Consider the following 14993-nt stretch of genomic DNA (forward strand, 5'->3'; position numbering starts at 1 on the left):
ACGTCTGTGAAAGTAGGTCATCGTCAGGCTTTTATTCCGCAAAACCCCACAGGTAATCCTGTGGGGTTTTGTCTTTGGGAAAACGGATTTGAATTAAAGAACCCCCTCGCGGCGCCAGCCGCGAGGGGGTTTTGCATTGGAGCGGAGGATTCAAGAAGGTGTTCGCGATTAGAGATCCGCGGGGTTTATCAGTGCGGTCAATACATGATCGTGCCAGGCACCGTTGATTTGCAGATATGACCGTGCCTCTCCTTCGCGCTGGAAGCCCAAGCTGGACAGCAGGCGCGCGCTGCGCGCATTTTCGGGGCGGTAATTAGCCATGATCCGGTGCAGCTTCATGTTCTGGAAGACGTGGGCGATGGCAGCCGTCAACCCTTCGCGCATCAAACCCTGGCCTTGCCATTGTTCCGCAATCGAATAGCCCAAATGACACGCTTGGAATGCACCACGGACGATATTGCTGAAGTTGCAGACGCCAATGAGCTCGTCGGTATCCTGGATGAACAACAGCAAGTGAAGCGACTCGCCGTTGGCGTTCCGCTGAGCCATCCCTTGCAGCCGTTCGGCGACGGCATAGTGTTCAAAGAAGCCGGCATGGCGCAGCGGTTCCCAGGGCTGCAAATAGTCATGGTTGTCCAGCAGATACGTGCGAACGCTGGCGGCATGGGATACCGCCGCCGGTACCAGGCGTAGCCTCGGCGTGAGAAGCCCGTTGGCGGGAAAAGCGAAGGGAAGGGAAATCACGAAGCTTCAACCCGGGCCACGCAAGTATTGTTGGCGATCGATGCCGTGACGTTGAAGCTTGTCGTAGAAAGTCTTGCGGGGGATGCCGAGCGACTCCAGCGTGGCTTTGATGTCGCCTTGATGTGTGGACAGCGCGTCGCGTATGAGCTGCGCTTCGAAGTGCTCCATCCGCTCCGGCAGGCTGCGCGTCGCGTCGTGCTCAGACGGTGTTTCCAGCGAGGGGCTGTTCAGCACCCCCAGGACCACGCGCTCAGCGAAGTGTGCGAGTTCTCGCACATTGCCTGGCCAATCGTGCGTCATGACATATTGCTTGATCGACGCGGGCATCTCCGGGATGTCGCGGTGAAAGCGGCGCGATGCGTGGCCAAGGTAGTGTGCGAAGAGCAGCGGGATGTCGTCACGGCGTTCGCGCAGGGGCGGAATGCGGATCGTGACGACATTCAGCCGATAGAACAGGTCTTCGCGGAATTTGGCCCGGATGGCAGGGCTGCCCAGATCTTCCTTGGTGGCGGCGACGACGCGCAGATCCAGGTTGCGGACGTCATTGCTGCCTAGTGGGGTGATCTGACGCGATTCGAGCACACGCAGCAGCTTGACCTGCACGGCCAAGGGCATGCTTTCGATTTCGTCCAGGAACAGGGTGCCGCCGCTGGCGTGTTCGATGCGGCCGATACGTTTTTTCTGGGCGCCGGTGAAGGCGCCGGGTTCGTGTCCGAATAGTTCGCTTTCGATGACGCTTTCGGGCAAGGCGCCGCAATTGATGGCGACCAGGGCGTGATGTCGGCGGCGGCTGAGCCGGTGGAGCGCGGTGGCCACGACTTCCTTGCCGGTGCCGGTTTCGCCTTCAACGAGCACGTCGACATCGGCGTCCGCGATATGGCGCAGCGTCTGCTTGATGCGCTGCATGGCGGGCGTAGTGCCGATGAAAGGCACTTCGTCGGCTTCCACTGCAAATGCGGCTTCTCGCAGACGCCGGTTCTCCAGGATCAGACGCCGCTTCTCGGCGGCGTGGGTGATCGCGGTAAGCAGTCGGTCGGGAGGATAGGGCTTGGCCAGGAAGTCGTACGCGCCGTCGCGCATGCATTGCACGGCAGTGGCGATATCGCCATGGCCGGTAATGAGAATGACGGGGAGCTCAGGATCGATATCGCGCAGGCGGTGGAACAGTTGCAGGCCATCGATATCGGGCATGCGAATGTCCGTCACGACGACCCCGTCGAATTCCCGGTGCAGATGAGGTAGCGCTGCGCGCGCCGAGCCGTGGGCATCGACTGTCATGCCGTGCAGTTTCAGGGTCTGGACGTTTGCCCGCCGCAATTCCTCATCGTCGTCGATGAAGACGACGTGAGGCTGGGTGGGCTGGCGTAGCGATTCCTCCATGGAGGAGGAAGGGGAGGAAAGCGGAGCAGGGGCGCGGGTCATGGCGTGAGGGCCGGAACGGATGTTCCAGGGGCTGCCTTGCGCAGCGTCAGGGTGAACATGGCCCCCTGTTGGGGACCGTGTGGAGTGGGAAAGCCTGGATCGGTGGGGTGCGCCGCGCGCAATTCGCCGCCGAATTCGTTGACGATGTCGCGGCAAATGACCAATCCCAGGCCCAGGCCTTCCGGTTTGCTGGTTTGAAATGGCGTGAACAGGCGTGCCCGGGCGGCCGGCGACAGGCCGGGGCCGTTGTCGCTGACGTGGACCTGCACCGTTGCGCCCAGGTCTTCAAGCGCGACGACGACGCGCCCGTCCGGCCGACCTTCCAGCGCTTCGAGCGCGTTTTGCAGCAGATTCACCAGCACCTGTTCCAACCGCACTCGGTTGGCACGGACAAGGCAGTCTTGGCCATCAAGCGGCCGCTGCAGCGTGACGCCTTGGCGGCGAGCTCGGGGGCCGACCAGCAGCAGGGCTCCGTCCAGCGCTTCCTTCAGGCTGGTGGGCCCCACCGAGGCGCCGGCCTTGCGGGAAAACGCGCGCAGTTCACCGGTGATGTGGCCGATGCGTTCGGTCAACGAGGCGATGGTGCCCAGGTTCTCCTGAACAGAGCCGGCATCTGCGCGGCGAAGGAATTCGGATGCGTTGTCCGCGTAGGCGCGGATGGCAGCGACCGGTTGATTGATCTCGTGCGCGACGCCGGCGGCGACCTGGCCCAGCAGGGCAAGCTTGCTGGCTTGCACCAGTTCATCCTGCATGGTGTGCAGCCGGGCCTCTGTGCGCTGGCGCTCGTCCATCTCGTCCGTCAGTTGCTCATTGACCGCCAGCAACTGGGCGGTGCGTTCGTCCACCAATGACGCCAGCTGCGCCTGGATGGCGGCCTGCTGTTCCGCGCGTTCGCGTTGGCGGTTCCGTCGGACCAGCACGATACCCAGGGCGGCGGCCAGCAGGCTCAGGGCGAGCAGGACACCCAATTGCGCGTTGGCGCTTGCCTGGTTCATGGCCGTCTGCACGGGGGTCAGGAGGTGCAACGTCCAGCCCGGCGATTCCACGATGGGCAGCGTCGTGTGCAGCAAAGGCGCGCCTTTGGGCAAGGGCGGCAAGGCGTCATCGGTGCGCACCAGCTGGCCTGTGCTGACCGGTGTGAGCGGCGGCGACAGCGGCAGCGGCCGGAACTGCGCGTCGCCAAACTGCAGGCTGGTGCGCAAGCTCTGCGCCATATCGGGCGCAAGCGGGGCCAGCACATCGAAGCGCCAGCCGGGGATGCTGCCCAGCAGCACCACGCCGTGTTCGTCGGTGACGAAGATAGGCGCGCTGGACTGGCGCCAGTCGGACTCCAGGTCGCGGAAATCCACCTTCAGCACGATGACGCCCAGTAATGCGCCGTTGGTGTCGTCGATGCGCCGAGACAGGTACAGGCCGGCTTCATGGCTGACCGTGCCCAACGCGAAGTGTTCTGCGAAGCCGCGGGTGACGGAGCCTTGGAAGTAAGGCCGGAACTGGTAATCCACGCCGACGAAAGTCGCCGGTTCGCGCCAGTTGCTGGCGGCAATCGCCAGGCCTTTTTTGTCCAGCAGGTAGATGGCGGACGCGCCGACGCCACGGCTGAGCGTATCGAGTTTTTCGTCCAGCGATTCGATCTGTGCGGCAGATGCCCCCTGGAGCGCCGCCCGCACGTCGACGTCGCGCGTCAGCACGAAAGGCAGCGCCCTGAATTTGTCCAGGTTGTTGCGGAGCAGGGCGGCATTGATCTGGCCGGCGGCGCGTGCTTGCACGGCCGCGGCCTTGACTGCGCCATCGCGCGCCCATTGCGTAGCGACATGCAGCACGCCGAAAACAACGGCGACGGCGATGAGGACCATGGCCGTTCGCCCCAGCCATGAGCCGTTGCCGGGCGAACGTCGCTGTTGCAACGGTACGGCGGCTTGATCCCAGCCTTGGCGGGCGGGCGTTGAGGAGGAAGGGCGAGTCGGCATGGCGTGTGCGGTTTTCCGCACATTCTATCCGGTTTTTGTGTGATTTTCCGCCGAATCGGTGGGATGAAATCCAATCGATTCGGCGGGAAGTGCCGAGATATCAAAGGGTTGGCAATAGACGCAACCCGTATTCCACGCTGGCACGGCTCTTGCATATATCGATGCAAGCCTGGCAGGGAATGCCCGGTGAAATGGGCTTGCGGCGATAACGCAAAGCCACAAAACAGATAACGCTCCGTCGCCCGCCGCGCTCAGCCGCCCGGGGCAAGGGGCATTGGTGGGGACAAACCCAATGATCGACGTGGATCACGGCGCGCCTGCGCGCAAGCTCAAGTTCTATCAAATCCTCTATGTCCAGGTGGTGTTCGCCATCGTGGTGGGCATTTTGCTGGGCGCGTTCAAGCCTGAACTCGGCCAGCAGATGCAGCCGCTGGGCGACGCCTTCATCAAGCTGGTGAAGATGATCATCGCCCCGGTGATCTTCCTGACCGTGGCATCCGGCATTGCCGCCATGAGCGACCTGAAGAAAGTCGGCCGCGTGGCGGGCAAGGCCATGCTGTACTTCCTCATCTTCTCGACGCTGGCCCTGATCGTGAGCATGCTGGTCAGCCATCTGGTCCAGCCGGGCGCGGGGATGCACATCGACCCCAAGACGCTGGATGAGAAGGCGGTGGCGACGTACGTGGCCAAGGCGCACGATTCGACGATCACCGGTTTCCTGATGAACATCATCCCGACGACGATCTTCAGCCCGTTCGTGGGCGGGGACATCCTTCAGGTCCTGTTCGTGGCGGTGCTGTTCGGCATCGCCCTGGCGATGGTCGGCGAGCGCGGCAAACCCATCCTGAACTTCATGACGGCCCTGGCCCAGCCGATCTTCAAGCTGGTCGCCATCCTGATGAAGGCGGCCCCGATCGGCGCCTTTGGGGCGATGGCATTCACCATCGGCAAGTACGGCATCAAGTCGGTCGTGAACCTGGCGATGCTGGTGGGAACGTTCTATGCCACGTCGGTGCTGTTCGTGGTGGTGGTGCTGGGTCTGGTGGCTCGTTACAACGGCTTCTCGATCCTGAAGCTGGTGCGCTACATCCGTGAAGAGCTGCTGCTGGTGCTGGGCACGAGTTCGTCCGAGGCCGCGCTGCCCACCTTGATGCAGAAGATGGAGCGCGCCGGGTGTTCGAAGTCGGTGGTCGGCCTGGTGGTGCCCACGGGATACTCGTTCAACCTGGACGGCACCAACATCTACATGACGATGGCGGCGCTGTTCATTGCGCAGGCCTGCGATATTCCGTTGTCGCTCGGAGATCAGATCCTGTTGCTGGCGGTGGCGATGCTGAGCTCCAAGGGCGCCGCCGGTGTGACGGGCGCGGGTTTCATCACCTTGGCCGCGACGCTGTCCGTCGTGCCGTCCGTGCCGATCGCCGGGATGACGCTGATCCTGGGCGTGGACCGCTTCATGTCGGAATGCCGCGCGCTGACGAACCTGGTCGGCAACGCGACCGCCGCCGTGGTCGTGGCCCGCTGGGAAGGCGAGCTGGATCAGGAACAATTGCATGCAGCGCTTGACGGCCAGGCGCCGGCCTTGCCCCATGCCGTTCCGGCCGCCGAGGTCCAGACGCCCTTGAGCCATACGGCGTAAACCGCGGAAACTGCCCTGCAATGAAAAATCCCCCGGGTCGCAAGACCACGGGGGATTTTTTATCGTGTGGCGGGATTCAGGGCGTCTGGATACCCGCGGCCCGCAATAGATTGGCCGTTTCGAACAGCGGCAGGCCCATCACGCCCGTGTAGCTGCCGGAGATATGCGAGATGAAGGTGCCCGCCAGACCCTGGATGCCATAGGCGCCGGCCTTGCCGAAGGGTTCGCCGCTGTCGCAGTAGCGGCCGATTTCGTCGTCGCCCAGCTCGCGCATGCGGACCTGCGTGATCGAGACGGCTTCCAGCAGTTGATCGCCCGTCCAGACGGCCACGGCGGTATGCACTTCATGGGCCGCCCCGGACAGGGCGCGTAGGATGCGCAGGGCGTCGTCGCGGTCGGCCGGCTTGCCCAGCACGGCGCCATCCAGGATAACGGTGGTGTCGGCGGCCAGCAGCGGCAGGTGGGGCAGGGCTTGGCTGTTCATCCAGTCGCGCCCGCGCAAGGCTTTGTCGCGCGCGGTGCGCCGGACGTAGTCGGCCGCGCTTTCTCCCGGATGCTGGGGTTCGTCTTCACCCGGAGGAGCCGGCACTCGCAGGACTTCATGGGCCAGGCCGATCTGGGTCAGCAATTCGCGCCGCCGCGGGCTAGCCGAGGCAAGGTAGAGGCGGGCAGGGGATTCGGAGGCGGCTGTCTGGGTCATGCGGGAACAGGATGGGCGCCGGCCCGGCCAGCGGTCAGGCGCGGTGGTAAGGATGGTTGGTCATGATGGCCCAGGCCCGGTAGAGCTGCTCGGCCAGCACCACGCGCACCATGGGGTGCGGCAGCGTCAGGGATGACAGGCGCAGTTGACCGCTGCACGAGGCTTTCAGGTCGGGGTCGAGCCCATCCGGCCCACCGACGAGGAAGGCGACATCCTGTCCGCCTGCCCGCCATTGCTCCAGCTTTTGCGACAAGGCCATCGTGGTCAAGTCGCGGCCGCGTTCGTCCAGCGCCAGCCGCAACGCGCCGGCGGGCAGCGCGGCTTCGATACGTTTGGCTTCCGCCGCCATCATCTGGGCCGGCGTCTTGCCGGTGGTACGGGGTTCGGGCTTGATCTCGCGCAGTTCAAGTGCGCAGTCGACCGGCAGGCGTTTCGCGTAGTCGGCCCAGGCGGTTTCTACCCAGTCCGGCATCCGCGTGCCCACGGCCGCAACGATCAGTTTCACGGCAGGAACTCAGCTTTCGGCGTCGTCGTAGCCGCTGTCGGTGGGGATCGGCGCCGCACGAGTCGATTCGGGCAGGAGCTTCACGCGCACCGGCTTGCCGCCCCAGATCTCTTCCAGGTTGTAGTACTGGCGGATGGCGGGCTGCATGATGTGCACGACGACGTCGCCCAAGTCGACGACGACCCATTCACCGGTGTCTTCGCCTTCGATGGTGATGCCGGACAAGTCCAGCGCACGGCCGCTGTCAGCCACGCTGGAGGCGAGGGCCCGGGTCTGGCGGTTGGAGGTGGCGCTTGCAATCACGACGCGATCGAACAGGCTCGTCAGATGCGTGGTGTTGTAGACCTTGATGTCTTGCGCCTTGACGTCTTCGAGGGCATCGATGACGGCGCGTTGGAGTTTCGTTATATCCATAGCTGCAAATATAACCCGCGGACGGACGGCGGATGCCGGCTCCGTGGCGCTTTGGGCGCCCGGCGGGTGTGGGTTTATCGGTAAAGCTTGTGCGCCGCAATATAAGCGGCGACAGCGGGGGGCAGCAGGCCATCGGTGGATTCGCCGGCAGCCAGGCGCCGGCGGATCTCGGAGGCGGACACTGCCATGGGGGCAAAAGGCAGTTCTTCCAGGCTGTGTCCCTGTTCGCCCAGCCAAGCGGCCAGTTCGGCGGGGGGCGTCAACGGGGTGCCGGGGCGGGTGGCCACCGCCAGGTCAACCAGGCTGGCGATGTCGCGCCAGTTACGCCAGGTGCAGAAATTGGCCAACTGATCGGCGCCCAGCAGCCAGACATAGCGCGCGTCCTGCGGCAGGGCGCGCAGGGTGTCGATGGTGTAAGTGGCGCCGCCGCGTTCGATTTCAATGGGATTGACGACCAGGCCGTCATGGCCGGCGATCGCCAGGTCCAGCATGGCGCAACGCTGGTGGCCGGTGGCGTGCAGCGCCGCGCGTTGCCAGGGGTTGGCGGCGGGGATCAGTTCGACAGCCGCCAGGCCCAGGGTTTTCAGGGCATTTTGCGCCAATGCCAGATGCGCGACGTGGACGGGGTCGAAGCTGCCGCCCAGGAGACCGATGCGTTTCAAACCCAGTCCCGCGGCGTCAGGTAGGCGGCGAGCTCGGCTTCGGGGGTGCCCGCTTCCGGCTGCCAATCGTATCGCCACTGCGCAAGCGGGGGCATGGACAGCAGGATCGATTCCGTGCGGCCGCCCGATTGCAGCCCGAACAGCGTGCCGCGGTCGAAGACCAGGTTGAATTCGACATAGCGGCCACGGCGATACGCCTGGAAGTCGCGCTCGCGCTCGGAATAGGGTAGTTCGCGCCGGCGTTCGACGATGGGCAGATAGCTGGGCAGGAAGGCGTCGCCGACCGAGCGCGTGAGGGCGAACGAGGCGTCAAACCCCGGAGCATTCAGGTCGTCGAAGAAAATGCCGCCGATGCCGCGGGTTTCGTTGCGGTGCTTGAGGAAGAAATATTCGTCGCACCAGCGTTTGTAGCGCGGGTAGTACTCGGCCCCATGCGCCGCCAGCGCATCCCGGCAGACCGTGTGGAAGTGCCGGGCGTCTTCTTCGAAAGGGTAGTAAGGCGTCAGGTCGATGCCGCCGCCGAACCAGAACACGTCGGATTCCGTGTGACCGGGACGGGCCGCGGCCATGAACATCCGCACGTTCATGTGCGTGGTGGGCACATACGGGTTGCGCGGGTGCAGCACCATCGACACGCCCATGGCTTCCCAGCTACGCCCGGCAAGCTCGGGGCGGTGGGCGCTGGCCGACGGGGGCAGCTTCGTGCCCTTGACGTGGCTGAACAGCACGCCCGCCCGTTCGAACAGCTGGCCGCCTTCAAGCAGCCGCGACAGGCCGCCGCCGCCTTCAGGCCGGACCCATTCATCGGCGCGGAAGGCGCCGCCTTCCGCTGCTTCCAGGGCGCCGACGATGCGGGCCTGTAAGCCGGTGAGGTAGTCGCGGACCGAGGCGACGGGCAAGGCGTTCATCTATCGCTTTCCCTTCAGGCGTGGGACTTGGGTTTTTGCTGCGACGGCTTGAGCGCGCGCCAGCCGATGTCGCTGCGGTATTGGCGGCCATCGAAATGGATGCCGTCGATGGCTTCGTACACACGGTCGCGCGCCATCTTGACCGAGTCGCCCAGGGCCGTGACGCACAGCACGCGGCCGCCGGTGGTCTTGGTTTCGTCGCCGTCGAGTTCGGTGGCGGCATGGAAGACCATGCAGTCTTCGGCGTCGGCGGGCAGGCCGCGGATGACGTCGCCGGTGCGCGGGGTGTTGGGGTAGTTGTGCGAAGCCAGCACCACGCCAAGCGCCGTGCGGCGGTCCCAGACGATGTCGGCCTGGTTCAGCGTGCCTTCCACGGCGTGCTCAAGGGCGTCCAGCAGGTCGCTCTTGACGCGCATCATGATGGGCTGCGTTTCCGGGTCGCCCATGCGGCAGTTGAACTCCAGGGTCTTGATGGCGCGGTCGGGATCATCGCCGGGGGCGATCATCAGGCCGGCGTACAGAAAGCCCGTGTAGGGAATGCCGTCGCGCGTCATGCCTTGCACCGTCGGCAGGATGATTTCGCGCATGATGCGGTGGTGGAGTTCCGGCGTGACCACGGGGGCGGGCGAATACGCGCCCATGCCGCCCGTGTTGGGGCCTTGGTCGCCATCCTGCAGGCGTTTGTGGTCCTGGCTGGTGGCCAGCGCCAGCACGTTGCGGCCGTCGCACATGACGATGAAGCTGGCTTCTTCGCCCACCAGGCATTCTTCGATGACAACGCGCGCGCCGGCGGCGCCCATGGAGCCGTCGCCCAGCATGGCGTCGACGGCGGCGTGGGCTTCTTCCAGCGTGGTGGCGACAACGACACCCTTGCCGGCGGCCAGGCCGTCGGCCTTGATCACGATCGGGGCGCCTTCCTTGTCGATATAGGCGTGGGCCAGGGCCGGATCGGTGAAGGTCTCGTAGCGGGCGGTCGGGATGTTGTGCCGGACCATGAAGGCCTTGGCGTAGTCCTTCGAGCTTTCCAGCTGCGCAGCGGCCTTGGTGGGGCCGAAGATCTTCAGGCCACGGGCGCGGAAGACGTCCACGACGCCTGCGGCCAGCGGCGCTTCGGGGCCGACGACCGTCAGGGCGATCCCTTCGCGCTGGACGAAATCAGCCAATTCCTCGGCATTGGTGAGCGCGATGTTTTCCATCTGCTCGGCCCGTTGCGTGCCGCCGTTGCCCGGAGCGACGTACACCTTGTGTACGCGCGGGGAGCGGGCTAGCCGCCAGGCGAGGGCATGTTCGCGGCCGCCCGAGCCAATTACCAGGAGTTTCATGTTGCGTGAGTCTGAAGGTTGCCACTGGCGCGCGGGCGGCAAGGGCCGCCCGTGCGTCAACAGGGTGGGATTTACTGCGCTTCGTCGAAAATGACGGTCGTATAGACTTCCTGCACGTCGTCCAGGCCTTCCAGGGCGTCGAGCAGTTTCTGCATCTTGATGGCGTCTTCGCCAGCCAGTTCGGTTTCGTTCAGGGCCTTCATGACGATGCCGTCGACTTCGGCCTTCAGGCCCGCGTCGTCAAAAGCCTTGCGTACGGCGGCGTAGTCGGCCGGCGCGCAAACGACTTCGATCACGCCTTCCTCGTCGGTCAGGACGTCTTCGGCGCCTGCTTCCAGCGCGGCTTCCATGACCTTGTCTTCCGGCGTGCCGGGGGCGAACACGAATTGGCCGCAGTGCTTGAACATGAAGGCCACCGAGCCTTCCTGGCCCAGGTTGCCGCCGTTCTTGGCGAAGGCGTGGCGGACTTCCGCCACGGTACGGGTGCGGTTGTCGGTCATGCAATCGACGATGACGGCCGCGCCGCCGATACCGTAGCCTTCGTAGCGGACTTCCTCGTAGGCGTCGCCGTCGGCACCGCCGGCGCCACGCTGGATGGCGCGCTGGATGTTGTCCTTGGGCATGTTGGCGTCGGTCGCCTTGTCCCAGGCCATGCGCAAGCGCGGGTTGCTGTCCGGGTCGGGGCCGCCGGCGCGCGCCGCCACGGTGATTTCACGAATGATCTTGGTCCACAGCTTGCCGCGCTTGGCGTCTTGACGCCCTTTACGGTGCTGAATATTGGCCCATTTGCTGTGTCCGGCCATGGCTTCCCAGGAGAAATTGTCTGCAAAAATGGCATTTTACCGTGCCGGCGGCCCGCGCGCCCGGCGGGCAGGCGCCTGTGTCCTTATTGCCACGCGCACAAGCCGGGCGGCAGGCTCTACACTTGGGCATCCCCTCTGATTCCCTGGTCCGGAGCGCTGCACATGCCCAACCCCATCGTCATTGCCAAAAATGCACAGGCCGAGTTGGCGCTGCTGCCCGCCCTGGCCAACCGGCATGGATGCATCACCGGCGCCACCGGCACCGGCAAGACGGTCACCCTGCAGGTGCTGGCCGAATCCTTTTCCCGCATCGGCACGCCGGTCTTCATGGCCGACGTCAAGGGCGACCTGACCGGTATTTCCCAGGCGGGCGCGGCCAGCCCCAAGTTGTCCGAACGCTTGAAGAGCCTGGGCCTGGCCGAACCGGCCTGGGGCGCCAGCCCGGTGACGCTGTGGGACGTCTTTGGCGAGCAAGGGCTGCCGGTACGCGCCACCATTACCGATATGGGGCCGCTGCTGCTGTCGCGCATCCTGGAACTGAACGACACGCAGGAAGGGGTGCTGACCCTGGTATTCAAGGTTGCAGACGATGAAGGCCAGTTGCTGCTGGACTTGAAAGACCTGCGGGCCATGCTCCAGAACGTGGCCGACCGGTCGGCCGAGCTCAAGACCCGCTACGGCAACGTGTCGTCGGCCAGCGTCGGAGCCATCCAGCGCGGGCTGTTGGCGCTGGAGTCCCAGGGCGCCGAGAAATTCTTCGGCGAACCCATGCTGGACGTGGCCGACCTGATGCGTACGGACCCCCAGGGCCGCGGCATGGTCAACGTGCTGGCGGCTGACAAACTGATGCAGGCGCCGCGCCTGTATGCCATTTTCCTGCTGTGGCTGCTGGCCGACCTGTACGAAAAGCTGCCCGAAGTGGGCGACATGGACCAGCCCAAGCTGGTGTTCTTCTTCGACGAGGCACACCTGCTGTTCAACGATGCGCCGCCGGCGCTCCTGAACAAGATCGAGCAGGTCGTGCGCCTGGTCCGGTCCAAGGGCGTGGGCGTTTATTTCGTGACACAGAACCCGTTGGACATTCCCGATACCGTTCTGGGGCAACTGGGCAACCGCGTCCAGCATGCCTTGCGGGCCTTCACGCCGCGCGACCAGAAAGCCGTCAAGACGGCGGCGCAGACGATGCGCCCCAATCCGGGGCTGGATATCGAAGCGGCCATTACTGAACTGGGCGTGGGCGAGGCCCTGGTGTCGTTACTCGACGCCAAAGGCCGGCCCATGCCGACCGAGCGCGCCTTCATCGTGCCGCCGGCCAGCCGGATCGGTCCGGCGACGGATGCCGAGCGCCAGGCGCTGCGCCAGGGCAGCTCGCTGGCGGCCAAATACGAAAAGGCCATCGACCGCGAATCCGCCTATGAAGTCCTGGCCGGCCGTGCGGCGGCGCCGGCCGATCAGGTGCAGACCAAGGGGGCGCCGGCCAAGCCGGCTGCGGGGGCGCCGGCTGAGGCGTCGGGAGGCGGCCTGATGGACAGCCTGAACGACGTGCTGTTCGGGTCGACCGGCCCGCGCGGCGGCAAGCGCGATGGCGTTGTCCAGACCATGGCCAAAAGCACGGTCCGATCGATTGCCCGGGAGCTGACGCGGGGCATATTGGGGTCCTTGCTGGGCTCGAAGAGCCGGCGCTGAAACCGCCTCGCTGTTAGTCGAAAATGGCGACACCACCGTTTTGTAACGGGGGGTGTTGCGGCGCGCCCGTTTATGCCTATGATTCTGGGCGGTCTATCAAAGGAAAACTAAGGAAACGTGGTGGCTAAGAAACACAAGATTGCGGTAATTCCAGGAGACGGGATTGGCAAAGAGGTCGTGCCTGAAGGCTTGAAAGTGCTGGATGCCGTTGCGGCGCGCTTCGGCATTGATTTCCAGTGGGATCATTTCGACTGGAGCTGCGACTACTACGCCACGCACGGCAAGATGATGCCGGACGACTGGAAGGCGCAGATCGGCCAGCACGAAGCGATATTCTTCGGTTCGATCGGTTGGCCCGCCACGGTGCCGGATCACGAAGCGCTGTGGGGTTCGCTGTTCAAATTCCGTCGCGAATTTGATCAATACATCAATTTGCGACCGGTTCGCCTGATGCCTGGCGTGCCGTCCCCGTTGGCGGACCGCAAGCCTGGCGACATCGATTTCTTCATCGTCCGTGAGAACACTGAAGGCGAATACTCCAACAGCGGCGGCCGCCTGTTCGAGGGGACCGAACGCGAAGTCGTCATCCAGGAAAGCGTGTTCACGCGCATCGGCGCCGACCGCGTGCTGAAATTCGCCTTCGAACTGGCCCAGAAGCGTGGCAAGCACCTGACCGCCGCTACCAAGTCCAACGGCATTTCGATTTCGATGCCGTGGTGGGACGAGCGCGTGGCCGACATGGCCGGGAACTATCCGGACGTGCGGTGGGACAAATATCACATCGACATCCTATGTGCGCATTTCGTGCAACATCCTGATTGGTTCGATGTGGTGGTGGCTTCCAACCTGTTCGGCGACATCCTTTCCGACCTGGGGCCGGCGTGCACCGGGACGATCGGTATCGCCCCGTCGGCGAACCTGAATCCGGAGCGCAAATTCCCGTCGCTGTTCGAGCCGGTGCACGGTTCGGCGCCCGACATCTACGGCAAGGGCATCGCCAACCCGATCGGGCAGATCTGGAGTGGCGCCTTGATGCTTGATTTCCTGGGGTACCCCGAGGCGTCGGCCGCGGTGGTGAAAGCGATCGAATCGGTCTTGGCTGACGGTCCGCGCACCCGGGACATGAAAGGCAACGCTTCGACAGTCGAAGTCGGCGACGCGATTGCGTCGCTGATTTCCGCCGGTTAGGCGTGTTCAGCCCGTACGGCCAGCCAGGCTAGTTGATGGAAAATTCAATCACCCCCTTGCCCGCCGCGCCGCCTGTGGGGGGAGGGCGGGCCGACCGTTTTGTGCGCAAGCTGTTTCGCTTGCTGCGTTCGCGCACACAAAGGCACAACCAGCATCTGTGGCCGTTCGTGCGTATCTGGCGGGACCATGAGGGGGTGATTTGCGGTTTCCGCGCCTTCGGCCGCTCACTTCCCATCACGCCGCTGGCGCAGGGCTACGACCGCGCTGATGAGATGGTGCATTTGATCCTGAGCGGCCCGTCGGTTGCTCAGATTCCGTACGACCAGCTGGACATCCGTGTCGCGATGGGTGTGAACGGCGCGATCGCGCTTGCGCGCAAGTTCGACCTGCCGTTCAAGTATTACTGCATCATCGACCAGAATTTCGTGCGAGACCGCATCGATCTGGTGCGCGAAATCGTCGGGCGCGACCTGACGTTGTACGTGTTTCCCGAAGTCCTGCGCTACATCATGCAAGGCATCCCGCAGGACGAAATCCGCTGCAGGATCTGCATCATTGAACTGATCTCGGAACGGGCCTACCAGCGTAGCGCCGCGCCCGGTGTGCTCAAGCGGATCGCCGCGGCAACGCCTGACGTGCAATTGCTGGATGCGAAGCAAGGCATGGGTTACAGCTTCGATGCGTCGCTCGGCGTATTCGACGCCGACACGGTGGCCTACGCCGCGCTGCAGGTACTGGTCTCCGGCGGCGCCCGCCAGGTGTATGTGCACGGCCTGGACCTGACCGTCCAGCACGGCCTGCGCTTCTATGACGAGGGTGCGCAACCCCAGTCCAGCCGCCTGGCGCGCAAGTTTGCCAATCTGATCGAGCCCTCGTTCCGGTTTGCGTCCGCCCAGTGGCGGGCCCGGGGCGTGTCAGTGTTCAACCTGTCGCCGGTCAGCGCCTTGTCGGCCGACATCATCGAGCGCAAGGACTGGCAGGTTTTGCTGAAAGAAGAATCGGCCATGCAAAAGGGCGCCTGAGAAGGCGC

Annotated in this window: 14 protein-coding genes; 4 read left to right on the forward strand and 10 right to left on the reverse strand. The window is 64.5% G+C overall.

All coding sequences use genetic code 11. The features are described from left to right. Positions 1-168 precede the first annotated feature (168 nt). Genes AC3WMU_RS28510 through AC3WMU_RS28520 form a run of 3 tightly spaced genes read right to left on the reverse strand, consistent with a single transcriptional unit; the run spans position 169 to position 4022 of the window. The gene (locus tag AC3WMU_RS28510; RefSeq protein ID WP_492283325.1) at positions 169-744 is read right to left on the reverse strand and encodes a GNAT family N-acetyltransferase; all 576 of its coding nucleotides are present in this window, start codon (positions 742-744) and stop codon (positions 169-171) included. 6 nt (positions 745-750) lie between these two features. Then, the gene (locus AC3WMU_RS28515) at positions 751-2124 is read right to left on the reverse strand and encodes a sigma-54-dependent transcriptional regulator (RefSeq protein WP_492283351.1); all 1374 of its coding nucleotides are present in this window, start codon (positions 2122-2124) and stop codon (positions 751-753) included. A gap of 38 nt (positions 2125-2162) precedes the next feature. Continuing rightward, positions 2163-4022 carry a sensor histidine kinase gene (locus AC3WMU_RS28520; protein WP_492283326.1) on the reverse strand — a complete coding sequence of 620 codons (1860 nt, stop codon included), beginning with the start codon at positions 4020-4022 and terminating at the stop codon, positions 2163-2165. A gap of 406 nt (positions 4023-4428) precedes the next feature. On the opposite strand from AC3WMU_RS28520, the gene AC3WMU_RS28525 reads away from it, so the two are divergent. Then, positions 4429-5775: a dicarboxylate/amino acid:cation symporter gene (locus tag AC3WMU_RS28525; RefSeq protein ID WP_492283327.1), complete on the forward strand. Its 1347-nt coding sequence runs from the start codon at positions 4429-4431 to the stop codon at positions 5773-5775. A gap of 76 nt (positions 5776-5851) precedes the next feature. On the opposite strand, the gene AC3WMU_RS28530 is transcribed toward AC3WMU_RS28525, so the two are convergent. From AC3WMU_RS28530 to AC3WMU_RS28560, 7 genes are all read right to left on the reverse strand, one after another. After that, positions 5852-6475 carry a Maf family protein gene (locus AC3WMU_RS28530; RefSeq protein WP_492283328.1) on the reverse strand — a complete coding sequence of 208 codons (624 nt, stop codon included), beginning with the start codon at positions 6473-6475 and terminating at the stop codon, positions 5852-5854. Between the two features lie 34 nt (positions 6476-6509). After that, positions 6510-6980, reverse strand: a complete 471-nt coding sequence (gene rlmH / locus AC3WMU_RS28535) for a 23S rRNA (pseudouridine(1915)-N(3))-methyltransferase RlmH (RefSeq protein ID WP_424624826.1) — start codon at positions 6978-6980, stop codon at positions 6510-6512. 9 nt (positions 6981-6989) lie between these two features. Further along, positions 6990-7394: a ribosome silencing factor gene (gene rsfS / locus AC3WMU_RS28540; RefSeq protein WP_006227568.1), complete on the reverse strand. Its 405-nt coding sequence runs from the start codon at positions 7392-7394 to the stop codon at positions 6990-6992. Between the two features lie 74 nt (positions 7395-7468). Further along, complete coding sequence (gene nadD / locus AC3WMU_RS28545) at positions 7469-8056, reverse strand: nicotinate (nicotinamide) nucleotide adenylyltransferase (RefSeq protein WP_006227567.1); 588 nt, start codon at positions 8054-8056, stop codon at positions 7469-7471. Continuing rightward, positions 8053-8964, reverse strand: a complete 912-nt coding sequence (gene hemF, locus AC3WMU_RS28550) for an oxygen-dependent coproporphyrinogen oxidase (RefSeq protein WP_424624829.1) — start codon at positions 8962-8964, stop codon at positions 8053-8055. The genes nadD and hemF overlap by 4 nt, the downstream gene beginning before the upstream one ends. Before the next feature lie 14 nt (positions 8965-8978). Further along, complete coding sequence (gene purD, locus AC3WMU_RS28555) at positions 8979-10286, reverse strand: phosphoribosylamine--glycine ligase (RefSeq protein WP_006227565.1); 1308 nt, start codon at positions 10284-10286, stop codon at positions 8979-8981. 71 nt (positions 10287-10357) lie between these two features. After that, positions 10358-11089 carry a YebC/PmpR family DNA-binding transcriptional regulator gene (locus AC3WMU_RS28560; protein ID WP_006227564.1) on the reverse strand — a complete coding sequence of 244 codons (732 nt, stop codon included), beginning with the start codon at positions 11087-11089 and terminating at the stop codon, positions 10358-10360. Positions 11090-11251: 162 nt separating this feature from the next. On the opposite strand from AC3WMU_RS28560, the gene AC3WMU_RS28565 reads away from it, so the two are divergent. The 3 genes from AC3WMU_RS28565 (at position 11252) to AC3WMU_RS28575 (ending at position 14985) form a co-directional block, all read left to right on the forward strand. Beyond that, positions 11252-12775 (forward strand): helicase HerA-like C-terminal domain-containing protein, encoded by a 1524-nt coding sequence (locus AC3WMU_RS28565; protein ID WP_006227563.1) that lies wholly within the window; start codon positions 11252-11254, stop codon positions 12773-12775. 120 nt (positions 12776-12895) lie between these two features. Beyond that, positions 12896-13963: a tartrate dehydrogenase gene (locus AC3WMU_RS28570; RefSeq protein WP_006227562.1), complete on the forward strand. Its 1068-nt coding sequence runs from the start codon at positions 12896-12898 to the stop codon at positions 13961-13963. A gap of 35 nt (positions 13964-13998) precedes the next feature. Next, positions 13999-14985, forward strand: a complete 987-nt coding sequence (locus tag AC3WMU_RS28575; protein ID WP_035214153.1) for a WaaZ-like lipopolysaccharide core biosynthesis protein — start codon at positions 13999-14001, stop codon at positions 14983-14985. Positions 14986-14993 lie beyond the last annotated feature (8 nt).

The sequence above is a fragment of the Achromobacter sp. FW305-C-13 genome, from assembly GCF_058783475.1.